A 24,866-nucleotide genomic window follows, 5' to 3' on the forward strand; every position below is an offset into this window, starting at 1 on the left:
ATCCCAGGCCAACGACTCCCTCCTGGTTTTGATGACATCCCTACGCTTTCGACACTTTATCAGCCATTGACTTGTGTTCGTCTCCGTAACACTCACCTGACAGAGTCTTGCTCTGCCTTTTCCTTAACGCTCACCACCGACGGCTTTTGACCGCAGCAGCTTAAGGTGGTTTGAAGCCTCCGCCTGCACAGCGGCTCCGAAGGGCCTGCCTTCATCTTCTGTTCAGCATTGCTTTGGCTTCTTACGCGCCATGCATTCGTAGCGCACAATCATCCGCGTAACGCACCATTTCTGCTCTTCCTACACATTCTCTCTTCACTGTCGTCTCGAACCATAGGTCTAGTGCATAATTCAGATAGATGTTAGATAAAATCGGCGAAATCAGTCCCCCTTGCGGTGCTCCTTCATCTGTTGGTTTAAACTCTCCATCTTCCTGAATTCCTGCTTTCAGGAACTTCTTAATCAGTCTTAAGAGATTGGAATCGGCTATGCGGTGTTCCAGAAATGTCATCATCCACTCATGATCCATGTGATTGAAAAAGCCGCGAATATCTGCGTCCACCACATAACGTATGGGTTCTTTCATGATGATCTGGTCCAGCGCTCTAATTGCGTCATGCTGGCTTCTTCCAGGTCGAAATCCAAACGAACATTCCATGAAATCCTGCTCGTAAATAGCTTTTTTCTTCGCTAAACCAAGTGTTGCCTTCCAGTAGACGCAGACTGTCGGCCTTCCCATTGTTACTAATTTCGAGGCTCCATCACTTTCAGGCCTACTACCTAACTGTCTACGCTTAGCACCCGACATTACTGGCGGCAGCCCAAGACTCGCTATTGGTGGCATGGCTTTTGCCTTTCCAAGCAGGAGTTCCACCTGCTAAATTACACGACTTTACCATTGGTCGCTCGCGGCTTGTAGTTACGTTAAAATCAATACTGAACAAAATGTTCAAATCAAAAATGAGCCTTCGCTAGCACAAAACTAGCGAGGACTCATCCTTTTAATTGAAGCGGTTCATTGAAAATAACGAAATGTCATGCTCACTTCTGCCTGTTGTAATAAGCTGGCATAAGATTTCGCCGACTACACTGCTGAATTTAAACCCGTGCCCGGAAAATCCAGCTGCAAAGGCGATATGCGGATACTCTGGATGTGAATCTATAATGAAGTTCTCATCGGGAGTGAGGGTGTACGTGCAGGTTTTTCCTTTGCGCAGCTTCGTATTGGCAAGAGGTATAAACCGACTTAAAAACATTCTTAAGTCTTCTTCATCCTCCTGCAGTGCCCCAAACTCGGAAATGGCTTCATCCGGATGGATCCGAAGTCCCCCATCATGACGCCCTACCTTAAGACCAACTCCCCCCATGCTGGGAAAACCGTAATAATGCCCCAAGGAGGTTTCAAACGTAAACGCCGGAAAGCGATCCTCTCCGAATAAAAAATCATCCGCTTCAAACCAGGCAAACGTCTTTCTTTTGGTAACAAGCGGTGGATGGATATTCATAATAGGAAGCAGCTTAGAAGACCAAGCCCCTGCTGTAACGATTAGGGCGCGTCCTTGATAACTTTCATCGGCTGTTTGGACTGTCACCCCGGCTGAATCAATAGACAACTCTTGTACCGATGAATTTGTTAAGATGGTAACTTGATGATGTTCCAACAGTTCCCGATAAGCACGAATACACTCCTCGCTTTTAAGCACACCTGAATCCGATTCGAAGCAGCCCACATAGCCCTCTGGGAGCGACATCCCAGGCCATCGTGTATGAATATTACTGGAATCCACGGTTTGCAGCGGAAGTGAATAGGCTTCGGAACTTGCAACTACTTGTTGGATAAAGGTTGAATCACGAGTCCCTACATTCAGCACCCCGGTTTGGTAGAAAAGTTTTCTTCCCGACTCTCGTTCCAGATCGAACCAGAGCTTTTGGGCTCTGAGGGCTAACGGGACATAACTCGTCCCTTCGCCATAGGCATGCCGGATGATGCGGGTATCGCCATGATGTGCCCCCCGATCGTGCGGAGGGTTGAATGAATCCAACAGCAAAACGCTTTTCCCTTCAAGGGTCAAATAATAGCCAGCAGCCATTCCCATCGAACCTGCACCAACAATAATTACGTCATAGTTCATCATTTCATCACTTCCCCGGAAAAAAGTTTCAACTTACAATACTAGCTCGAATGACATATGCTGAAGATTCATTGCGAAAATGGCTTATTTTAATAGTAACCTTATCCAATGAAGCTCTCCAGGATAATACGCAGAAGTCGCCTTTCTCTAACACTAGAGTTTGATCTTCATTTATACTATATCTTACTCGGCCCTCTGTACAATAAAAAGCTTCCGTTACTAGTGAAAATTCCACATCTTCCTTGTGACATTCTATTTCATGTGTAGTTCCATCTTTAATAAATAAAGCTTCTAATTCTCCCTGGCATCCCGCCGCTGTGATGAGATTGAAGTCTGTCACCTTCCCCATACTTCGGGTGACCGTTCCTCCGCTGAAGCTATCCTGCTCGTAGGGCTTTAACCCTACCTGATGTGAGCCTTCATATTCTAGAATCACTTCTCCTTCTATAACCATAAGCTTTCTCCAAAAGTCAGGAAGGCTGGTAAACAAAGACTGCTCATCTTGAATGCGGGCCGTGCTGATTCTCCATAAAAAATTTCGTTTATTATACTCCGCGTGTTCAGGAAATATGGCTAGCTGCGTTGTCGTTCCGCCTGACCAAGCGGACGTTATTTGCATATGCTTTTTAATGACTTTGATCGAATAAGACATGTAAGCATCTCCTTGAATTTATTCCCTAAACGAATGTAAAAAAGGACCTGGAAATACCAAGTCCCGTATACTCGTCCGAACAATGCTACTCTTCCTTTGTCATGTCAGCGTACCATGAAAAATACGAACCAACCGCATCGTTTTTGCGGATCAGTTTCTTTGTTCGATCCTTAACCTCTTCCGCTTTGATGGTTAAACGTGCGCTCCCCGTATCCATGGCTGCTTGAGCAACGGCAGCAGCCACATTCGGCGCAATCATCGGATCAAACGGATGAGGAATAACATAGTCTCGATTTAACTTATCTGCTGGAACCAAACCGGCAATCGCGTAAACAGCGGCTTGTTTCATTGCCTCATTAATCTCTCTAGCACGTACATCTAGGACGCCGCGAAAAATGCCTGGAAACGCCAACACATTGTTGATTTGGTTTGGAAAATCGGATCGACCCGTGCCAACGATTGCTGCACCTGCGGCTTTCGCTTCCTCCGGCATAATCTCCGGTACTGGATTCGCCAATGCAAATATGATGGAATCACGGTTCATGGTGCTTACCATTTCTTTCGAAAGCGCGCCAGCCGCAGAAACACCAATGAAAACATCGGCTCCTCTCACCGCATCGGCGAGCTTACCTGTCAGATGATCTTTATTCGTCATCCGTGCTATTTCCAGCTTGAATGGATTCATGCCTTCTTGTCTGTGTTCATGGATAATGCCCTTCGTATCGCATACGATGATATCCTTAGCACCCATATGGCCTAGAAGCTTCATGGCCGCTATGCCAGCTGCGCCTGCCCCATTAATAACCACACGAATTTGGTCCATCGTTTTGTCGACTAATTGGAGAGCATTGATTAATCCAGCCGCAATGACAATAGCCGTACCATGCTGGTCATCATGGAAAACAGGAATATCGCATTCCTTTTTCAACCTCTCTTCAATTTCAAAACAATCCGGGGCGGCGATATCTTCTAAATTAATCCCGCCGAACGAAGGCGAAAGCTGCTTAACCGTCTCAATCACATTCTCTTTATCCAACGCATCTAAACAGATCGGAATCGCATCTACCCCGGCGAATACTTTGAAAAGTAAAGCCTTTCCTTCCATCACCGGCATAGCCGCATGCGGACCGATATTTCCCAAACCGAGCACAGCCGTTCCATTGGTCACGACAGCAACCAGGTTTCCTTTCATCGTATACTCGTATACTTTATCTTCTTCAATAAAAATCTCCTTACAAGGCTCTGCAACTCCCGGTGAGTAGGCAAGGCTCAAATCACGGACAGTGCCTACCGGAACCTTGGCAAGAATCTCCAGTTTTCCGGTATACTTTTTATGCATGTGAAGAGCATCTTCACGTAAATTGTTCATGATTCATCACCTTCCAAGGCATTTTGATCAGAGCATACATTAGACCCATCCGCGCCATTTTATCGCTTCGACCATTCGCTTTAAACCAACGATATAGGCCGCTAATCTCATATCTATTTGCTTCTGCAAGGATAACTGATAGACGTTATAAAACGATTTTTTCAATATTTGTTGCAGCTTTTCATTCACTTCTTCTTCATTCCAATAATATCCTTGATTGTTTTGGACCCATTCAAAGTAAGATACGATGACCCCGCCCGAGCTGGCAAGCACGTCTGGAACGATTAAAACGCCTTTGTCCGTCAATATTTCAGTTGCTTTCAAAGTCGTCGGTCCGTTGGCCGCTTCGACCAAAATCTTTGCCTTAATGTCAGCCGCATTGTCTTCAGTGATCTGATTTTCAATCGCAGCCGGCACTAAAATATCACAGTCTTGGATTAACAGCTCTTGGTTCGAAATCGTATTCGGGAACAAATTCGTCACCGTTCCGAAAGAATCCCGTCGATCTAATAAATACTGCACGTCCAAGCCTTCAGGATCATAAAGAGCCCCTTGAGCATCCGAAATGCCTACTACTTTGGCTCCAGCCTCGTGAAGGAACTGAGCAAGAAAGCTGCCTGCATTACCAAAGCCTTGGATAATGACGCGCGCACCCTTAATCGGAATCCCAGCGACTTGAGCCGCTTCTCTAAGCAACAGCACTACGCCCATGGCGGTGGACGATTCTCTTCCAATCGATCCGCCTAAAACCAGCGGCTTGCCGGTAATAAAACCTGGCGAATCGAATTCCCGAATTCGGCTGTATTCATCCATCATCCACGCCATGATTTGTGAATTCGTGAATACGTCCGGCGCCGGAATATCCTTGGTCGGTCCGACAAGCTGGCTGATTGCCCGTACGTAACCACGGCTTAAGCGCTCCAGCTCTCCGAAGGATAACGTGCGCGGATCGCACTGGATCCCGCCTTTGCCTCCGCCATAAGGCAGATCGGCAATGCCGCATTTGATGGTCATCCACATGGAAAGAGCCTTCACTTCGTCTTCGGTGACCCCGGGATGGAAGCGAATGCCCCCCTTGGTCGGTCCGACCGCATCATTATGCTGCGCACGGTACCCTGTGAACACCTTTACCGAACCGTCGTCCATTTTCACAGGAATGCGTACAGTTAGCAATCGAAGCGGTTCCTTTAGCAATTCGTATAGGGATTCTGCGCATCCCATTTTATCTAGAGCAGCTTGGATAACAAGCTGCGTTCTGCTCAAAACATTCAAGCTTTCCGCTTGCATAGGCTTCTCTTTTACTTCCGTCGGAGCTTCCATGATGATCCCCCTTGAGATTTAGTACACCTTTTTAATGAATCCGATTGCCGTCCGAGACTACCATTTTTCCTTGCTTGAATACGGAATGAACATGGTTGATCCCAAAGTGATAAGGCAGATAGGCCAAGTTATCCGCATTGAAAATAACCAAATCGGCCTGTTTACCCGCTTCCAAACTGCCTATGGTATCCGCTTTTCCGATCGCGTGAGCCGCATTGATCGTCACGGCCGTCAGGACTTCTTCCGGCGACATCCCTAAATTCAGACAGCCCAGCGTCATGACGAGCTGTATAGATTCCGTTGGCGAGCTTCCCGGATTATAATCCGTGGATAAAGCAACGGGGAGTCCTATTTCAATCATCCTACGCGCACGGGCGTGATGCTTCAGCCTTAAATTAAAGGAGGTAGCTGGCAGACAGACAGCAATGACGCCCGCCCGCTGCATCGCTTCCAACCCTTCATCGGATGCGGCAAGCAAATGTTCAGCAGAGATGCAGCCGAGTTTGCCGGCAAGCTGTGCGCCGCCCATCGGCTCGATCTCATCCGCATGTATTTTCAGACCGAAGCCCATCGCTTTTGCAGCCAATAGGATTTGCTCCGATTCTTCTACGGAGAATACGCCGTGCTCACAGAACACATCACAAAATTCAGCAAGTCCCTGACGCTTCACTTCGGGGAGCATTTCTTCAATGAGCAGCTGAACGAATTCTTGTGACCGGCCCTTATATTCTTCCGGCACCATATGAGCACCCATGAACGTAGACACCAGATCTACCGGAAGTTCCTGATTGAGTTTGCGGGTGACCCGGAGCTGCTTAAGCTCATCCTCCAGCGTTAAACCATAACCGCTCTTGGCTTCTGCTGTGGTAACCCCATAAGAAAGCATCGTATCCAAGCTTTTTTTAGCCTTTACGTACAGCTCATCCTCCGATGCCTGACGGGTTGAACGGACTGTACTGAGAATCCCGCCGCCTTGGGCTAAAATTTCTAAATAAGAAGCGCCTTTCAGCTTTAAGGCTAATTCATTCTCGCGAGAGCCGCCGTGAACCAAATGCGTATGAGGGTCGATAAGTCCAGGGGTAACAAGCTTACCCTCAGCATCATGCTTATGCGTTATCGGCCGTTCACCGATTTGTGCCAAAACTTCTTCTTCCGTTCCTACTGCAACAATGATACCGTCTATGATTGCCACAGCTCCTCTTCGAACTGCTGCAACCTCTGACATTTCATCGCCTCGGCGCGGTTCCTGAGTTCCTTGCATGGTGATCAGTGTGCCAATATTATGGATCAGCAGGTCAATCCGATTGTTCTCCATCGTTTCTCCCCCTCGAAATACAGCAAGCCCGATCGGGCTTGCTGCAAGTTATCTTCATTCTTTTATATATATTCAGTAACGATTAGATACCCATCATCGGTACGCGAACGCCGCGTTCCTTCGCCGTTTGAATGGCAATGTCATAACCTGCATCAGCGTGACGGATGACGCCCATTCCAGGGTCCGTGTTCAAGACGCGCGCTAATCTTTCATCCGCTTCTTTGGAACCGTCCGCAACGACAACCATACCTGCGTGCAGGGAGTAACCCATGCCTACGCCGCCGCCGTGATGAACGGAAACCCAGCTCGCACCGGATGCTGTATTCACAAGCGCATTCAAGATGGCCCAGTCGCCAACTACATCGCTGCCGTCCTTCATGGACTCGGTTTCACGGTTAGGCGAAGCCACGGAACCGCAATCCAGGTGATCACGTCCGATAACGATCGGCGCAGATAATTCTCCATTGCGCACCATTTCGTTAATCGCCAGACCCATTTTGGCGCGTTCCCCATATCCCAACCAGCAAATACGAGCTGGCAAACCTTGGAACGCGACTTTTTCTCTGGCCATTTCGATCCATTTACGCAGATGCGCATTTTCTGGGAACAGTTTCAAAGCAAGCTCATCCGTTTTATAGATATCCTCTGGATTACCGGACAATGCTGCCCAACGGAACGGTCCTTTCCCTTCGCAGAAGAGCGGACGAATGTAAGCCGGAACAAATCCAGGGAAATTAAAGGCATCCTTAACCCCTTCATCAAGAGCCACTTGACGGATGTTGTTGCCATAATCAAATACGGTTGAACCCAGTTTTTGAAGATCAAGCATCGCCTGAACATGGTCAGCCATCGATTTTTTGGATAGCTTCACATACTGCGCTGGATCGTTTTTACGCAAGTCAGCCGCAGCTTCCAAAGAATAACCGACCGGCACATAGCCGTTAAGCGGATCATGAGCCGAAGTTTGATCGGTTACGAAATCAGGCACAATTCCGCGTTTCACAAATTCCGCGAACACCTCTGCAGCGTTTCCAACAAGCCCAATAGCGAGTGCTTTCCCCTCTGCTTTCGCTTCGTTCGCAAGCTTCAACGCTTCATCCAGATCGTAAACCATGACGTCACAATAACGAGTATCGATTCTTCGTTGAATACGAGTCGGATCTACGTCTACACCGATGACGACGCCATCGTTCATCGTTACAGCGAGAGGTTGAGCGCCGCCCATACCGCCAAGTCCAGCTGTTAATGTTATCGTACCTCTTAAAGTGCCACCCGAATGCTGTCTTGCTGCCTCAGCGAAGGTTTCATACGTTCCTTGCAAAATGCCTTGCGTACCGATATAAATCCAGCTGCCAGCCGTCATTTGACCGTACATCATAAGTCCCTGTTTATCGAGTTCATGGAACGTCTCCCAGTTGGCATAGGCCGGAACAATCACCGAGTTGGAGATGAGAACACGCGGCGCATGCGAATGCGTTCTGAATACGCCAACCGGTTTCCCGGATTGTACAAGCAGCGTTTCATCCGCTTCCAGGTTTGTTAAACATTCTACGATCTTGTCATAAGACTCCCAGTTCCGTGCAGCCTTGCCGATTCCGCCGTAGACGACGAGATCTTCCGGACGTTCTGCTACGTCTGGGTCTAGATTGTTCATCAACATACGCAGGACAGCTTCCTGCTGCCAGCCTTTTGCCGTTAACTTCGTTCCGTGTGCTGCTCGAATCGTACGTTTGATTGTTTGTTCCATGAATAGTCACTCCTCTATGTTGTGTTCGATTTAGTTTCGTTTCATATATCCCGTCAAGAAAGTCAAGATGACATGCAAGGCGGTCCTGACCGTCGCTCTGCGGGGATCTTGCATAGGATCCACACAAACAATATCAAAGCCTCGCACCTTTGGATGCTGTCCTAATAGGAATACAGCTTCCAACAACTGCCATGAGGTCATTCCGGCTGGAACGAGCGCTGGCACACCTGGCGCATAAGCTTGATCCAGTACATCCATGTCAACGGTTACATAAATAGCATCCGTCCCGTCACCGGCAACCTCCAGCGCCTTTTCCACCAAAGCTTCGATTCCTTCTTTGGCTACCTGACGCGCCGTATATAGGGTAATTCCTTGCTCCATGGCATATTCATGATACGCTCTTGAATTGGCGAAGCTGTGAAGTCCGATTTGCGCTATATGGCGGCCTTCAACCGTCCCCGATTCGATCAACCCGCGGATTGGCGTTCCATTGGAAGGACCTCCGTCCTCCAGATTCCGGACGTCCATATGGGAGTCAAGCTGAACGATGCCTATCTTTCCTCCGACATGGTGCTTAAACGCTTTCACAGAGGGGCAAGTAATGGAATGATCGCCGCCAGCAATAATCGGGAACAAATGGGGCATTTCTGCATAAATGTTCTTCAGCCCTTGTTCGATATTGGCATGACAGCGCAGCAGATCCGTCACATGCATTTGAATATCACCAAGATCACGTGCCTGCAATTCCTGCAAATCGACACCATGGTCGATACTGTACGTCGTGACATTTGCAAACAATTCCCGCAAAGCATTCGGTGTCATCGAAGCGCCTGAAATACTGATTGACGTCTTAGAAAGCGGAATGCCGATGAAACCGACTTGGACTTCTTCCTCGCCACCCCAAGGGATCAGCCACTGGGATACCTTGGTCTCGAATCGATCCCGCCAATTGGACTTTCGTACGAATTCTGGCGGATTCAGCAGTTCAATTTGTCTCAAAGCTGCTTCCCTCCTGTTGGTTGATGAAACAAAGTTTGTTTGTTTCTATGTATCCATCATACTTAAAAATGGGGCATCTGAATCTAGTCGAATTTGCGGAAAGGTAGCACAATTTTACGGTTTAATCTAGAATTGAAATTTCTTATGAAAACGCTTAAAAGCCAACCCCTAAGCGGATTGGCTTCATGTGATTATATCTATAATACTAGCACTGGGCTGTTGACCGATAGTCTGTCGGGCTGCACCCCATAATCATTTTAAATTTCCTTGCAAAATAGTTCGCATCCTGAAAACCGACTCGCGCGGCAATCTCTTGCATGGTCAATTCCGTTTTCTCTAACAAATAAACCGCCTTCTCAATACGAACTTTATTTAGAAAGTCGACAAAGCTTACACCTGCTTCTTTTTTGAATACATGGGCAAAATAATGGGTGCTCAAGTAACAATGCTGGGCAATTTCCTTCAATAACATTTTGTCTTGATGATGCTCTCTTATATAGACAATGGCGGATCGCACAATGGGGGACACCTCTAAGGCATGATCGTCCGACACTTGCTTGGCCAGCTTCCTCCAGTATGCGCACAGCTTTTTAACAAATTTGTCATATCGAATGGTACTGTACAAGTCTTGGAGCATTCTTGCATTTTCAGATAAAATTTCAGAAGCATTACCGCCTAAGTCCACAACCATTCTTGACAAAGAAAGTACTAGATCATAGGCTTCCGACTTAAATAGATCAATATTATGCTTATACGATTGGGAAAGATTTTCTAATAGCTCGACCAAATAAGCAATCGAGCCTTCTTCATCGCCGATCCGGACACGTGACAACAATTCGATTTTCTCTTCTTGGGTCACCGGCTTTGCACGGTCTTCCTGAATGCTTCTTTGTCCTTCATATTGAAAAATCATCCGGTTTCCTTGGAAGAAACGGTCGATTAATGATTCTTTGGCTTCATTGTAGGAAAGATGAAGTTTGTAAGGATCTTCGTAATAGGTGCCTATTCCGGCTGAAACGGAAAAGCCCTTCGTATCTACGAAGTTTTGAATTTTCCGGACCATGCCATACGTAACTTGCTTGTAGGTCGGTTCTACGGGCTGAATCGATTGGAGTTCCAATAATACGGCTAACACGCCTTCTCCCACCCATACCCACAAGAAAGGCAAGGTAATACTCTCGAGAATGGCTTCCACCAGCACCTGCCCGATCTCAATACTCCATTGCAATGACTTGTCCAAAGCCAAATCGGTATAACGGTCTATGGACAAAACGATAACGACTTGGGGCCGCGGTTCGATGCCAAGCCGCTCACGCATTTCTTCAAAATCCGCTTCATGGATTAACGTCCCCGAAATGAGAAGCTGCGAAAAGGATGCTTGGGCTGTATCCAATTTCAATGTCTATTCACCTCCCCTACCTTAAAAAAGGAAGCCGTTTTGCTCCTAAACTTCAGAGAAAACTGCTTCCATTTTATTTTATTCTATTTCACCTATCATGTCTTCAACAACCTTAACGATGTCGCCCTCATGAATTTGATGATAGATCGTTACGATGTCCGGATAGAAAAAGCGATCTTCCTCCACCGTTGGCACTTGTGTTCGTATCAGGTTATAGACTTGCTCAATAACCGGAGAAGATTTCATCGGCCGATGAAAATCGAGAGCTTGTACAGCAGTCATTAATTCAATCGCCAACATATACGAAAGCTTCTTCGAAATCTGATAGGCTTTCTTCGAGGCCGCATATGCGAAACTGACAACATCTTCTTGATTGGCGCTAGTGGGAACACTTTCTACGGAGGCTGGATGAGAAAGAATCCTGATTTCCCCCAGCAGCCCAACAGCTGTATATTGAGGGATCATATATCCATTGTTTAATCCCGGATTTCTCACTAAATAACTAGGCATCTCGCTCAGGTGAAAATTTACTAATCGATCGATTCGTCTCTCCGCTATTTTTCCCAAATTACCCATGGCTATACACATGATATCTGCCTGGATACCGACATAAGTGCCGTCAAAATTACCCCCCATTAAGGCAACCCCGTCGTCTTCCTCGAGAACAATAACAGGATTATCACTTACAGAGTTAAGCTCATTATGAATGGTGTAGGCGGCATCCTTCAAATTTCTTTTAGAAGCTCCATGAACCTGAGGGATGCATCTTAAACTTAAAGCATCCTGCACGCGATAGTTTTTATACGTTTCGGCAATTTCACTGTCTTTAAGGATTCGCAATAAATTTTGTGCCGTCTTCGCCTGCTCCTCATGTTGTTTTAAAGCATGGAGCCTTGGATCGAAGGCATGAATCGTACCTTTTAAAGCTTCGAATGACATTGCGCCCGCAATATCAGCTGTTTTCACCGCTTGAATGGCATTAAATAGGGTTAATATGGCCATGGCTGTGACGGATGACGATCCGTTGGTCAGCGCCAGTCCTTCTTTACAACTTAATGTCGTAGGGGTTAACCCTGCTCTTTCAAGCGCCTCTCTGCCTGGAAGGAGTTCCTCCATGTGCCAAGCTTTGCCCTCCCCAATTAGTACTAACGCCATATGTGCTTCCGGGGCAAGATAACCGACGGATCCATCGCCTGGAGCAAAAGGCGTGACTCCTTGATTTAAGAGTGATGCTATAAGCTCTAGCAGTTCCAATCGGACGCCGGAATAGCCACGCCCCAAATGAATGAGCATCATCAGTTGAATCGCTCTGACAACTTCTTTCTCCAGAGGATCGCCTACGGAAACCGCATGAGATCTAACGATATTGCGCTGCAGAGCTTCAGCATCTTCGGTAGAGATGATCTCGGTCACATTGCTCCCGAAACCGGTCGTTACGCCATAAATGATGCGGTTTTCGTTTAAAAATTTCTCGATAAGACTTCTGGAATGATTAACGCGATCACAATAACTCGGCGAAAATGATACCTTAGCCCCGTAACGGGCTACAGCGACAAATTCGGCAATAGAGACCTGATGATCGCCAAGAATTACTTGATTGATGTCTTTAGGATGAGTGGAAGCAGAAGTAATTTTCATGAAAACATCTCCTTTTAAAACCAATAAATACTATACAATAGTTGTCAGTTAAATATTCATACAAGAAATGCCGGAAGACATCTCTTGTCAAAGTTTTTTAATGATAATGGATGTCATCATCCAGGGCAAGCGATTTCGTCTCCGGCGCCCAGGCAATGGAAACAATGGTCCCGATCAGCAGAACTATTGTCATACCAATCATAGAAGGGGTTAGTCCCATGGAATTAATTGTTACCGGCAACAAAAATGTTCCAACCGCCGAACCGATTCGGCTTATTGCAGTCACGACACCGACACCAGATCCCCGGATTTCAGTAGGAAAGAGCTCGGCTGGATATACTAAGGTAAGATTTGAAGCAGCTGACATGACGAAGGTAAATAAACAAAAGATCGTAATAGCCACGATATGTGAACCAGCAGGTAAAAGAGTAAGCGCAAGCAAGGATATTGTAAGGATAATAAACGTATTAATCGTAAAGCTTCTGCGCGAATATTTCTCGGTAAACCACAGACCGGCAATCGAACCGACAAGCAGGAATAAATTTAAAATCGTGTCCATAAGGAACGTCTCTTCAAATCCCATTTTAGCTAAAATATCCGGTAGGAACGTATAAATTGCGAAGTAGGGAAGCACTTGACAGACATAGAAGAGACCGCCAAATGCCGTACGCTTCCAAAGCTGCTTTCCGAAAAGGTCTTGAAACCGGTACGTTTTGGAGGTATGCTCCAAACGCGTTTCATCAAGCTCCGCAAGTGGACCGATATGCTTCTTCACGATTTCCCTTGCTTCCTCCACACGCCCCATGCTAATGAGCCATCTAGGTGATTCAGGTGTTCCAATCCGAAGCAGCAGGACGATAACCGCTGGAATGGCTGCACTTGCAAGCATCCACCGCCAGGAATCTGGGCCGGTCTTTAGCAGATAATAACCGACAATGTTGGAGACTACATAACCGACGGTCCACATGACATTTAAGAAAGAAAGTAGAAAACCTCGATGTTTTCTAGGCGCGAACTCAGCAAGCAGCGTCGACCCAATCGCGTAATCGCCACCCAAAGCAAAACCAATCAATATACGCAGGATGAACAGAATCGTAGGATCTTGCACAAAGAATTGCAAGAAAGATGCTAAAGCAATGACTACGAAGTTACCAAGGAAGATTTTCTGTCTACCTATACGGTCGGCCAATCCTCCGAGTAGCAAACTGCCGAAAAAAAGTCCGATCAACGCTGAACTTCCGATTAGTCCACTCCAAATCGGGCTAAGGTTCATTTGAGGTCCAATCAAAGTCAGTGCCATTCCTATAATACCAAGAGCATAACCATCGGAAAAATTAGACCCAAATGTAAGCGCTGTAATTTTAAGATGAAATTTATTGAGTGGAGCGTCATCAATCTTATAAGGTTTCATGGATAGTTGTACGGACATAGCAGTAACCCCCGTTTATGAAAATCGATTTTATAACCTATGTGACTAAGTCCCCAGAGGCAAGTAACCTCTTTTTAACATGAATAAATGGTACATCTTTTCCTGCAAATTTATCAGGTTAAGAGTCAATACGCCTCCTCTGTAATGTCAAGTAACTTAACAATAAATGAATAGAATCATTAAATTGAATACAAATGTCAAGTTTATTAACATTAGAATACATTCAAACCAGATAGATGGAACTAAACAATATTGCCAAACACTAGCACGATTTTGCTTTCCATTTTAGAACCAGAATGATCTGATCGTTATTGAATGTGGTTAATAAAGAGAAACATTCCATTGCTTTTCTACGTTTCACTGCGTTTTAAAGCGTTTTCAAATTATCGGTGTTCTTTTGAATCGGCTGGTGTAAATCAATTATAATCGCTCATCACGGGATTGTGCTCTAGATAATAATTCGGATTACTAGCACAATATTGCTTTAAGAAGTGCAGATGACAAAGTATATGAAAAATTTTGGAGCGGTCATAATTCATACAGCATACCCAATTACACAATAAAAATAACCATCCAGCAGCTGCTGAATGGTTATTTTATAAGACTTCAAATCAACTTTTAATAAAGTACTACGTGTCTGGACAAAATAGGGTAAATACATTCCGAAAGGGGGAGATAGATTTGGGTACTGACCAAACTAATCAGTTGGAACAAATTAGAAAACTCCACGAAAAAGTTTCAAGTACATCCATCAATTATTGGTTTAAATATTCAAATATTAACACTTGGGAATTTTGGATTATTTTAGGTGTATTTATTCTTCCTTTAATTGCCCTTTATTTCTTAATCGACAGAAAAAAGGCTATTCTTATTGGGTTCTTTGGTTTTAATATTCATATGTGGTTTCATTATGCTGATATCTTTTGCGTAACAAACGGATTTGTGACTTATCCTTATAAGTTTATTCCTTTACTGCCTGCAAGCGTTTCTCTCGACACATCTTTAATCCCAGTGACTTTTTTGTTGCTTTACCAATGGACTTTAAATAACCATAGAAATTACTACCTATATGCTACGGCGTACTCTGTCTTTCTTTCCTTTTTGTTCAAACCCGCTTTGGTAACTTTTGGATTATTCCGTTTATATAAAGGAATGAATTATTTTTACATCTTCCTAATTTTTTTGAGTGTCTCTTTTTTATCCAAATGGATGACCAACCTATTCCTGCATATTCAACAAGAAAGCCAAAAAGAGCCAACATCCGAACAAAAAATATCAATAAAAAAGCTTTTCCTTAAAAAAGTAAAAGCTAAGTAACATAGCAGCAAACTTACTTTATTCCTTTCTCTTTAAGCAGTTTCATGTAAAATCCTCCCACGACGCTGCGATGCTGGAAATTCAGCTGCCGTGCGGTAATTGTATCCGTCCAATCGGAGAAAGCCACACGGTCGGGAGTATCATTTATCATTTTCCATAACGGTTCCACTAGCTTGATAAAATCGTCCCGATCCGTCGCGAGCGAAGCTGACCATATGAGCCAATCCGCTTTCGTATAGGTTTCCCGGCTATCCAGCGGAGTACCGTATTCATTTCGCTGCTTCAAATACCATTCCACTTCCCTATGGATGATCTCTTCGTCGAATAAGTCCGTGCCGAATATTAAATCCCATATTAAGTTGTACTTCAAGCTCCAAGTACCTTCTTGACCGAACGCAAGCTTAGAGTGATCCCCGTCGTCCGCAAGTATTTTCCATTTACTCGCCATTTCCCTTGCCAAGCTTAAATAACGCTCCGACTCCACATCATTATCCATATAGGCCATAAGTATGGAGTAGCTCGCTACCCCCATAATGGCTTTGACAGACAGGTTGGCGTTACGTTCCAAATGTCCGGCAAAATCATCCGTGCATAGTTGGTTGTCCGGGTCTAGACCGAATTCCAATAAATAATGAGTCCATTGTTCCAGCAAATCCAAATTCTCTCTCGCGAAGCTTACTTTGCCACCTGCTAAACAAACGGCAGCCGCCATGATCAGCATATTGCCGCATTCCTCAACGGGCATTTGCCCTTCCCTTGCATTCTCGCTATATACCTGGCCATTGCCTAGCGGATATTGTCCAATATCATGGGGAGCGAACTCAAAAGTCCAAGCGTCAGTTCTAGCATATTGACAGATCGGCCGGATCATCGCTTCAACGAGTTCAGGGTTATACAGAAGGAATAACGGAACGGAAGGGTAGCTTACATCCACAGTGGCCATGCAGCCATTGCTATAGCACTCTTTTGAGAGAAACAACGGATCCCCGTTCAAATCGATCACGAGTTTATGGGCGGCGATAGCCTGCCGGTAAGATAGAGCGAGTATATCCGCATATTTCTCGCCACCCGCCTCAAGGGCATCATCAAGTAATTGCCGGTCAAACTCCGTGCATCGCACCATTAATTGTTCGTAATCCGAGAAAGCTTCGGCAATCATCTCCATCGTGCTCATGCCGTTTCTTTTCCAATAGGCCTGCAGCTTATCGCCGAAATATTCCACCGCATAGATGTCGTCGTAGGCGAGCACGACCAAGCTTTTGACCGGGTCTGCGCCCAACTCGCCTGCTTCGAACACAACCGCCATCACCGGCTTGCCGTCCGCAACCTCCAAAGGCATTCCAAGTGATTTCCCAGCAACGATTTCCCCGTTTCTTGCGAATGTTTTGCGAATATTGGCCGAATCCACATAGGTCCTAACACGGTCCGAACTCTGCGTGCATAGATAGAAATCGCCCCAGTCGATACGCAAATCGTCTCCCGACTTGTTCAAATAGTTCTGCTCGGCATGGCTCATTCGCTGCCAAACGATTCCTTCATTCTCCCCTTTTCCCCAAACGACAGATTGCCGCGGGTGGTCAACACACCATTCGCCCGTTACGTCGAAATAGATCTGCACGTCATGAGATTTCCCATCTGTCGAACGGACCTCCAACGAAACATAGGAAGCTGGCCGAGATAAAACATCCAAATCATCCAAAAGCAAAGGTGTAATAAATCGAACATCCAGCGCTACACCGGCAGCTTCGAAGGAATACGCGCTGCATAGCGGAGAGACGGACAAACGGGTTTGTTCCATTGCCGGCGGCTCCGTGAAATATCGTTCGACGCTAGATTCTACTCGTCCAGCAAAACGCCAAGTCGTCCCGTCGATTCGGATTAATCCGGTCATGGCTTGCCTTTGACCCGTCCAATGGCGCGTGAAATCATCCGTAAGTCGATCAGCTGAAGACCATACGCTGAAATAAGGATCTACGGTTACAAGCGGAACAGCCGACGGTCGAAACGTACCCTCAGTCATGAGACAACACCCTTTCTATGCACATTAATAGTTATATATAATATAATAAATATGTTTATGCTTATATGTCAATAATAGTTTTCGTAGTCTTTGAAAAGGCAAAAGCCGATTAAGAGTCGCTTGACTCTTAACCGGCTTTTGTCACATCATTCGCTTCATTTACGCCTCAAATGCTGCCCTTCTGGTACTTCATTTGTCTTCTATCGTCATGGAGCGTCTCTGTTCTCTTCACGAAACTCCCGTGGTGATTTGCCGTTTAACTTGCGGAATAGCTTCGAAAAATAATGCAAAGATGAAAATCCGTGCTTGTCTGCGATCTCGGTGATATTCAGATTCGTAAAGAGGAGGTCGTCCTTCGCCCGGTTGATCCTGAATTGGATGACATACTGGGTTGGCGGCAATCCGGTTGCATCTTTGAACAAATCAAAGAAGTAACCACGGCTTATGCGCAGCTCTCTGTAATAGATTTCCAAAGGCTGCAGATTACCTTGTACCAAATCCTGATCCAATCGCTCGAGCAGCTTGGACATGCGGAGATTGGGGATATGCTCCTCTTTCAGGGCAAAGGTTAGAAAAAACTCGATAAATTGCTGGAAGCTGCTCTGGATCTTTAGGCTGCGAACGTACGTCCGTTGGTTTGTATAGTAATTTTCGGTATAAAACTTCTCGAATAAATCCATCCACAGCCGCAGCTTCTCCACTTTCACATGCTCAGGTAACGAATACGGAAATGCAGGTCCGATCAGATCAGGAACCAGAGTCGCTGCATCATAACAGATCGTGCTCGGGTGGCTGAACTCGGCCCGACGATCAACGTATGACCAATCGAAATAACAGCAGACGTGGACCATCGGGTCTTGGCTGTCTGCAACCCAATGGTGAGGTTGCCCTGCTGGTATGTACACGAGAGAGCCGACAACTGTTTCATAAGTGCGACCATTCGTGTGAATGATACCTCTTCCCTCGCTGATCAAATATAGGGAGGAGGCATAACAGATCCGATTGTTGCTTGTCTGTCCTTTGGAGAATGGATACCGGGTTGCAAAGTACACGTAAGGATGTAAGTCGGCGAAATCCAATCACGATCACCACCTTATTCGTAAAAATTAATTTGTAATTGATATGACGATTGTACAAATAATTGACGATTATGCAAATACAAAATAAACCGAATACTGTAATATTTCTAAGTAAGGACGAAGATTTCTAAGGAGGATTTAACATGTTAGATAGCAAATATTTGTTGACGGATGAGCAAATGATGCAGTTTATTACCAAAGGATATCTGGTACTTCAGAACGACATGCCTCATCAGCTTCATTTGAGCATCATGAACCAGATCCATCACGTTATGCATAATGAAGGCAACCCTGGGAACAACATTCTGCCCCGTGTCCCGGACATTCAGCAGCTGTTCGATACACCTGTCGTCAAGGGAGCCTTAAGCAGTGTTCTTGGTCCAGACTATTACATGCATCCACATCGCCACTGTCATTACAACCAACCAGGCAATCAGACGCCAGGCGGCGGAAAATGGCACAAAGACGGCTATTGGTCTTCCATGCGCAGCCATCGACCGTGGTGGGCGATGATTTTCTACTACACCCAAGATATTACCGAAGATTTAGGGCCTACTGCGATCATGCCAGGCACCCAATACTACGAAAAATTCCTCGGCGACCAAGGTGAGATGCTGCTGCCCACAGGCAAAGCCGGCACGATGGTACTTGTGCATTTCGATTTGTGGCATAAAGCTTCGCTTAATGTATCTGAACTAGATCGGTATATGCTCAAATTTCAATTTCTCAGATTGAGCGCACCGGAGTATCCGAGCTGGAATCATCAAAGCAAGGAGATGATTGTGCCGGAAGGAACGCCAGCTATCCATTTGAATCTATGGCAAGACGTATGGGATTGGCTACGCGGAGAACCTACGGCTAAGCAGGTTGGCAGTCCAAAGAACGAGGAGCGAGTATTGGCATTACGGCAAGAGCTTGAGGCAGAGAATGCGGCCGATCGCGGGCGGGCGGCGGATGAATTGGGACGCATCGGAGCAGAAGCGGCTTCTTGTGCTCCTTCACTAGGGCTTCTATTAAACGATCCGGTGGAAACGACCGCTTTGAATGCAGCCTATGCGCTTGGACACCTTGGAACTCAAGGGATCGACATGCTGATCAAGCAAATTACGGAGGGGTCGAACCTGATAGCGGAACGGGCCGCATACGGATTGCAAGGAGCAGGCAGTGAGGCGATTCCCGAGCTTCTCCGTGTTATGAAGCATGAAAATGAGAAGCGCAGGGCGTTGGCGGTTTTCGTACTCGGGATGATAGGATCTTCCGAAGGTGAAGTGGTACCTTCATTGATCTCCAGCTTGCAAGATCAGAGCGAGTGGGTTCGTCGGAATGCGGTTGAATCATTAGGCATGCTTAAACAAGCCGGTGATCAGGTTGTTTCGGCATTAGCGAAAGTATTGAAGGACGCTCTACGATATGAGACTGACGATGCTTCAGAATCGGATCAACCGGAATCGAAAAAGTCGTATGAAAGCGATCAGCCCTACATCACCAATAAGGTCGGCTATACGGCGGCACTTTCACTGCTGCGCACGGGTAAATCTGGCGATGTCAAAGATGCTGTCCGCTCTTTGGAACAAGCGCTTTACAGCAAGGACCGTTACGTTAGAGCCTATGCTGCGGAAACACTCACCCATCTAAGAACGGACGATGCGGTTGATATCTTGATCCGATATTACCGCACTTCACGCTGGTGTCCGGATACAAGTAAAGCCAGTACTTTCTAGACTGCCTTTTTACGAACTCAAAACAAAAGCGGGGCTATCTTATAAGTAGATAAATCTACTTGAGGATAGCCCTTAAGTTCTTTTGAGCTGATGGAACGCTCGAATCGTATTCAGCTTGAAATGAATACTTCCATTGGACATTTTCCAATGGAATCGACTCTCATGCTTCGAAATTCTCATTTATATTGGAAATGTTCCAATGGAATTGGCTTTCAGGTTGTCCATTCCCTACTTCCACTGGATTTTATCCAATGGAAGTAGCATTCAGCCATCGACTGATTTGTTGTTTTCTTGCTATTTTATGGATACTTCTATAAACCACCTGTACTCCCCAAGAGCTTCAACAGTAGCCGTTTCGTTTTGTCCCATTGCATGGGCAAGATCATCCATCTTTCCTGTCGCAGGCTCGATTGCAAAATGATAATGACCGCCATATCCACCGTAATTAGCCCAAATGGCTAGATAAGGTACTTGTTCCGGAGGAAACCGGAGCGTAACCGCTTCGCCTGTCGCAGGATCGCTAAGCTGGGCCCAACCGTGCTTAACCTTATCAGCGAAATAATATTTCTCTGCAAATTTCCCTTTCGCTGGTTCGATCAGACTAAGATCTACGCTTCCGTTATCCGTTTGAATGAGCGGCCAAGATTTCCTGTCATTAAAAACGCCAAGACGCTGCTGTTCAGAATAAGAGATCTCAATTTGTGTCATGTCGTTTGGAACGTGCAAAATCATTCCTTCTCGGACTTGAAATAAGGGATGTGCCGCCCAAAGAAAGGAAAAAGGCGATAAGGAATGATTCTTTACACAATAATCAATTCGCAAGGTGTCTTCCTCTGCAAAAGAATACACCTTTTCCAACGTATGTGGAAAATGCACACCATTCACTCGGCAGTATAGCTCATCCTCCACACATTGACTGCTCCATTCTAAGGACCATACTTCCCCATGGTCTGGAATCATCTGGTTCTGCCACGGTTTTTCCGGATAGAAGCACTGGTTAATGCTTGGAAACATTTCATCCCATCCGCTCTCGTCTCCAGTTGTAAAGGATGAACCATAACCTGTGTTTCCCAGCGGTTTACCGCTTCGCCAGAGCCACTCCCGATTCGTCTTTCGATTCACCAGCGAGGCTACCTTGCTGCCAAGCGCAGGAATCACGGTTAACGAGATCCCGTTTGTTTGTCCAACCCAAGATAAATAACCTTCACTTTCGATTTGTGTCCAACTTCCCAAGTCTATCCCTCACTTCATCCTTTTTGATAACCCTGCAAATAGGATAGCTCATCTGCTTATTTGCACAAACGAAGGTGAGTACTTGCCCCTTGATGATTTTTATCTAAACGGAGCACTTCTTCCAATTGCCATTTGGCTTGTTCAAGCTTGCCTATTCCAATGAAGCCGAGCGCCATCATGTAGTTGCAATGAATTTCGTTGCGCTTGTTAAGATCATCCTCGAACACAAGGAAATCCGGCAGCGAGACGGCGAAATAATCGAATTTTACTTGATCGAAAATATGCTTTTCGGAATAATCAATGAGCTTGTTGAATCGGCGCTTAGCTTCTTTTTCATTTTGCAGCTTCAACCATGCTAAGCCTTGGTAAAAAATCATATCCGGCGGCTGATCGTTATAGTACATCACGCTGGCCGGCTCATCCAAGCCAAAGGACGCCTTTTCGAACGACGCTATCGCGTTGGCTGTCATTTTCAGACCCTCAAACGCACAGCCTAAATAGTAATAGATATGGTTCTCTTGCGCGCCTGCTAGCTTTCCTTCACCGAGGTTTTCTGGAAAATGAAGCGCCTTATGCAAAAGTTCAAGTGCTTTCTCGTATTTCGCTTCATCCAAAGCGCGTTTGGCGAGCTCTACATGTGAATAGACGTATTGACCGGTGACTTTGCCTTCCCCGCCTTCCCATGGATGGAACTTCCGTGAGGCTAGAGCGGCTGCAGCCTGCTCGTGTTTGCCTTGAGAATTGAGCAGTGTAACGTATTCCAAATAGAGATCGTCGCGCTGAACAACTAGAGTCTTGTGCTTTTCAAGTTTTTCAAAACGACTTTCTGGCGAATAACCCAGCTTTTTGTATAGCTGATCAAGCTCATAAAACACTCTTGCATCACTTTGCTGGCATTCAAACGCTGTTTCCAAGGACACAAGCGCCGCTTGAGCGTCGCCGCGTTTATTGAAATAAGCCAGCGCTAAGTTGCGGTGAACGGTCGCGAAATCGCAGCGAATATCTCTGGACGACTCCCAATGGCCGATTGCGTCCCCGTAGCGTCTCTTGTCATACAGTAAGTTACCTAAATAGTAATGCGCTTTATCATCATTGGCATTGGAAGCAATGGCGCTTTCCAATATAAGCAGATCGAACCAGTTGTTCGGGAAGCAGTAATCCGGCGACGCTGCATTTCCTTGTTGCCGATGTTTCGCTGCGACATCCGGGTGGCCCGCTTTTTCATGTAAGTAACCAAGAGTGTAGTGCAGCATCGGATATGCATCCGTGCTATCGTTCTGAACGATTCGATTCAGCACTTCAATCGCCTCGGCGTATAAACCGCTCCCGGCATAGTCCGATACGAGGTTCAAGTAATTATGAGCATCGCCGCGCATGAGCAGGACTAACTCTCCGAGCACCCGATCGGCGCTATCTCGGTTTCCTTGGGCTACATTCACTAGATAGCATTCGTTATAAGCTGCAAAATCGGTAATATCAAGCTTAAGTGTTTCTTGGGCAAAAGCGAGCGCGTCCTTGTGGAATCCTAATTTACGCAGCAGCACCGTTTTCAAATGGCGCGCCTTATAATTATGCGCATTACGGATGAGAGAACGTTCAGCCAATTCAAGCGCCTCTTCATAATTTCCTTTTTCGCAGGCGATCTGAGCGAGTGAAAAGTAGCCGCTGTCCTGCCAAGCAGCAGACCAGACTGCTTTATAAAAGGCGGCGAAGGCTTCATCCAAACGACCCTGCATTTTCAGAGATACACCCAACTGATAATAGGCTTCACTGTCGTACGAATTCGGATTGCGCCATGTGAGCGACTTCACCGCCGTGCGGAAATGCCCTTCGGCGTCGCGGAACAAACAGCGGCGTAACAGCAGCGTTCCATACGCGACATTAATGCGAATATCGTTCGGATCGCGCTTGAGCCCCTCCAAATAATAATCTTCCGGCTCGAATGTGGCATGGCGATACTGCTCCAAGTGCAATCCTGCCAAGTATAGCTGCTCGTTCGACATCAGTTCCTGAGGTTCGGGAAGCGGTTTGGCTGCATCTGGCGCTTGCTCAATCGAGTGTTTAACTGGACGATAGGATACAAGCAAATTGCCTTTTTGATCCCAAACTTGCACGAGCAAATCATGCGGTTTATCGGCTTCATCAAGTATAATCACCGATTTATACGTGGAGACTGGCGATAATTCAAGCTTTTCCTTTAGATAGGTGCGCTGACGGCTTTTAAGCTCCACAACGGCATCCGGGAAAATTGAAGTTGCATAAACATGCACAACAGCTTCACGGGTTGCTTCGTCGACTTCTAGATTAACTGTGGCATCAATCGTCGCATTTTTAACGACCCCAATATTTTTGTACGGCATAAAGTACTGCTTAAAGGATTTCTCTTCATAGGGCTGCAGCCAAGTAAAATCCGGTTGATTGTCGGTATATACGCCGGTCATCAATTCGATATACGGCCCGTCTTCATCGGTCAAATTGCGGTCCCATGCTTGCCCGAACTCGCCATTCCCCCAAGTCCACTGCTTTTTCCCCGGGGAGATGTGGTGGTTAGCGACGTGCAAAAGCCCTGCCTGTACGCCGTGATCATAACCGCCAACAAAGTTGTAATCCGATTTGTACGCCATATAAGAAGTTGGAACTGGAATATTCTTGTACCGTGAGATATCAACGCCGGCGGAATAGTCCATTTTGTAGTAGGTGCCGGTTGCAATCGGGAATCGGGACACATCCCGCTTGCCGTGATCGAATACGGCCGTCACGTCCTGCGGAAATACGGATTGCGTATGTTCGTTTACGGCAACCGCCGGATTCGCCCACCACAGGAAGGTTTGTGGTTCTGGCGTACGGTTGTAGAGCTGCGCCGAGATCTCCAAGTACGCTTTGCCTGGATACAGCGTAAAACCGGCGGTTACCTTCGTGCCGTACATGCGATCAATTTCGCTCACCCATGCAGTTGCGCTGCCATCCTCATTCACCGCATAACGATATTCTACGGGGCCGAACGTGTTGGGACGGTGATGCTGCGGCCAGTTGAACTCGATCCCTCCTGATATCCACGGTCCGGCGAGACCAACAAGCGCAGGCTTGATCACTCTGTTGTAATAAACGAAATCGTAATCATTCGTTTTGTCCAGCGCGCGATAGATCCGTCCTCCGAGCTCCGGCATCATTTCAATTCGAACATATTCGTTTTCAAGAATAACCAGTCGATAGCTTTTCATCACTTTCTCGTCTTCTATTTTATCAATGACAGGATGCGGATAGACGCGGCCGGAGCTGCCTTGATACACCCGTTTTTCCAAAAACATTGGATTTGGATTGGGCAATCCAATTCCGTAGGTGGGAATTTCCACTGCTTCTTCCCATACTCGAACCGCTTGAGCGTTTTGTTGATCCATTGTATCTGTCTTTTCATTTCTCATTGGATGACCTCCTGCTAGATGATATCTCTAATTTACTTCTAGGATTTCGTTCTGCCAATTGACGAAATGCGGTT

17 protein-coding genes are annotated in these 24,866 nt (G+C 46.3%); 2 read left to right on the plus strand and 15 right to left on the minus strand.

What is annotated here, in order from left to right; all coding sequences use genetic code 11:
- Positions 1–241 precede the first annotated feature (241 nt).
- The 11 genes from G519_RS0121975 to G519_RS0122025 form a co-directional block, all read right to left on the minus strand.
- Positions 242–844, minus strand: coding sequence for a reverse transcriptase domain-containing protein (locus G519_RS0121975; protein WP_084160265.1), 603 nt, complete (start codon positions 842–844; stop codon positions 242–244).
- A gap of 157 nt (positions 845–1,001) precedes the next feature.
- Positions 1,002–2,135: an N-methyl-L-tryptophan oxidase gene (gene solA / locus G519_RS0121980; protein WP_036633578.1), complete on the minus strand. Its 1,134-nt coding sequence runs from the start codon at positions 2,133–2,135 to the stop codon at positions 1,002–1,004.
- A gap of 25 nt (positions 2,136–2,160) precedes the next feature.
- Positions 2,161–2,784: a HutD family protein gene (locus G519_RS0121985; RefSeq protein WP_029196544.1), complete on the minus strand. Its 624-nt coding sequence runs from the start codon at positions 2,782–2,784 to the stop codon at positions 2,161–2,163.
- A gap of 85 nt (positions 2,785–2,869) precedes the next feature.
- On the minus strand, positions 2,870–4,153 hold the full coding sequence (locus G519_RS43965) for an NAD(P)-dependent malic enzyme (protein WP_051253573.1): 1,284 nt from the start codon (positions 4,151–4,153) through the stop codon (positions 2,870–2,872).
- Between the two features lie 39 nt (positions 4,154–4,192).
- The gene (locus G519_RS0121995) at positions 4,193–5,473 is read right to left on the minus strand and encodes a Glu/Leu/Phe/Val family dehydrogenase (protein ID WP_029196545.1); all 1,281 of its coding nucleotides are present in this window, start codon (positions 5,471–5,473) and stop codon (positions 4,193–4,195) included.
- A 31-nt stretch (positions 5,474–5,504) separates the two neighbouring features.
- Positions 5,505–6,788: an imidazolonepropionase gene (hutI, locus tag G519_RS0122000; RefSeq protein WP_029196546.1), complete on the minus strand. Its 1,284-nt coding sequence runs from the start codon at positions 6,786–6,788 to the stop codon at positions 5,505–5,507.
- Between the two features lie 82 nt (positions 6,789–6,870).
- The gene (gene hutU, locus G519_RS0122005; protein ID WP_029196547.1) at positions 6,871–8,535 is read right to left on the minus strand and encodes a urocanate hydratase; all 1,665 of its coding nucleotides are present in this window, start codon (positions 8,533–8,535) and stop codon (positions 6,871–6,873) included.
- A gap of 30 nt (positions 8,536–8,565) precedes the next feature.
- Entirely contained in the window at positions 8,566–9,534 is a 969-nt protein-coding gene (locus tag G519_RS0122010; protein ID WP_029196548.1) for an agmatinase family protein, read from the minus strand.
- Between the two features lie 205 nt (positions 9,535–9,739).
- Complete coding sequence (locus G519_RS0122015) at positions 9,740–10,933, minus strand: helix-turn-helix domain-containing protein (RefSeq protein ID WP_029196549.1); 1,194 nt, start codon at positions 10,931–10,933, stop codon at positions 9,740–9,742.
- 78 nt (positions 10,934–11,011) lie between these two features.
- On the minus strand, positions 11,012–12,571 hold the full coding sequence (gene hutH, locus G519_RS0122020) for a histidine ammonia-lyase (protein ID WP_029196550.1): 1,560 nt from the start codon (positions 12,569–12,571) through the stop codon (positions 11,012–11,014).
- Between the two features lie 97 nt (positions 12,572–12,668).
- On the minus strand, positions 12,669–14,000 hold the full coding sequence (locus G519_RS0122025) for an MFS transporter (RefSeq protein ID WP_029196551.1): 1,332 nt from the start codon (positions 13,998–14,000) through the stop codon (positions 12,669–12,671).
- 681 nt (positions 14,001–14,681) lie between these two features.
- On the opposite strand from G519_RS0122025, the gene G519_RS43970 reads away from it, so the two are divergent.
- Positions 14,682–15,317, plus strand: a complete 636-nt coding sequence (locus G519_RS43970) for a hypothetical protein (RefSeq protein WP_064743506.1) — start codon at positions 14,682–14,684, stop codon at positions 15,315–15,317.
- 13 nt (positions 15,318–15,330) lie between these two features.
- Here G519_RS43970 and G519_RS0122035 read toward each other — a convergent pair whose 3' ends face one another.
- A complete protein-coding gene (locus tag G519_RS0122035) occupies positions 15,331–17,337 on the minus strand; it encodes a glutaminase family protein (protein ID WP_029196552.1) in 2,007 nt (668 codons plus the stop codon).
- A 206-nt stretch (positions 17,338–17,543) separates the two neighbouring features.
- On the minus strand, positions 17,544–18,416 hold the full coding sequence (locus G519_RS0122040) for a helix-turn-helix domain-containing protein (RefSeq protein ID WP_029196553.1): 873 nt from the start codon (positions 18,414–18,416) through the stop codon (positions 17,544–17,546).
- A 143-nt stretch (positions 18,417–18,559) separates the two neighbouring features.
- Here G519_RS0122040 and G519_RS0122045 point away from each other — a divergent pair, with 143 nt between their 5' ends.
- Positions 18,560–20,137: a HEAT repeat domain-containing protein gene (locus G519_RS0122045; protein ID WP_029196554.1), complete on the plus strand. Its 1,578-nt coding sequence runs from the start codon at positions 18,560–18,562 to the stop codon at positions 20,135–20,137.
- 294 nt (positions 20,138–20,431) lie between these two features.
- On the opposite strand, the gene G519_RS0122050 is transcribed toward G519_RS0122045, so the two are convergent.
- Positions 20,432–21,370 (minus strand): aldose epimerase family protein, encoded by a 939-nt coding sequence (locus G519_RS0122050; protein ID WP_036633579.1) that lies wholly within the window; start codon positions 21,368–21,370, stop codon positions 20,432–20,434.
- Positions 21,371–21,426: 56 nt separating this feature from the next.
- Complete coding sequence (locus G519_RS0122055; protein WP_244280173.1) at positions 21,427–24,792, minus strand: DUF5107 domain-containing protein; 3,366 nt, start codon at positions 24,790–24,792, stop codon at positions 21,427–21,429.
- Between the last annotated feature and the right edge of the window lie 74 nt (positions 24,793–24,866).

The organism is Paenibacillus alginolyticus DSM 5050 = NBRC 15375 (assembly GCF_000422905.1).
GTDB lineage: Bacteria > Bacillota > Bacilli > Paenibacillales > NBRC-103111 > Paenibacillus_E > Paenibacillus_E alginolyticus.

Excerpts from the sequence above, each read along its gene's own strand:
- G519_RS0122035 (WP_029196552.1), bottom strand. The coding sequence starts at position 17,337 with ATGACTGAGGGTACGTTTCGACCGTCGGCTGTTCCGCTTGTAACCGTA.
- solA (WP_036633578.1), bottom strand. The coding sequence starts at position 2,135 with ATGATGAACTATGACGTAATTATTGTTGGTGCAGGTTCGATGGGAATG.
- G519_RS0121985 (WP_029196544.1), bottom strand. The coding sequence starts at position 2,784 with ATGTCTTATTCGATCAAAGTCATTAAAAAGCATATGCAAATAACGTCC.
- G519_RS43965 (WP_051253573.1), bottom strand. The coding sequence starts at position 4,153 with ATGAACAATTTACGTGAAGATGCTCTTCACATGCATAAAAAGTATACC.
- hutI (WP_029196546.1), bottom strand. The coding sequence starts at position 6,788 with ATGGAGAACAATCGGATTGACCTGCTGATCCATAATATTGGCACACTG.
- G519_RS0121975 (WP_084160265.1), bottom strand. The coding sequence starts at position 844 with ATGCCACCAATAGCGAGTCTTGGGCTGCCGCCAGTAATGTCGGGTGCT.
- G519_RS0122045 (WP_029196554.1), top strand. The coding sequence starts at position 18,560 with ATGTTAGATAGCAAATATTTGTTGACGGATGAGCAAATGATGCAGTTT.
- G519_RS0122025 (WP_029196551.1), bottom strand. The coding sequence starts at position 14,000 with ATGTCCGTACAACTATCCATGAAACCTTATAAGATTGATGACGCTCCA.
- hutU (WP_029196547.1), bottom strand. The coding sequence starts at position 8,535 with ATGGAACAAACAATCAAACGTACGATTCGAGCAGCACACGGAACGAAG.
- hutH (WP_029196550.1), bottom strand. The coding sequence starts at position 12,571 with ATGAAAATTACTTCTGCTTCCACTCATCCTAAAGACATCAATCAAGTA.
- G519_RS0121995 (WP_029196545.1), bottom strand. The coding sequence starts at position 5,473 with ATGGAAGCTCCGACGGAAGTAAAAGAGAAGCCTATGCAAGCGGAAAGC.
- G519_RS0122055 (WP_244280173.1), bottom strand. The coding sequence starts at position 24,792 with ATGAGAAATGAAAAGACAGATACAATGGATCAACAAAACGCTCAAGCG.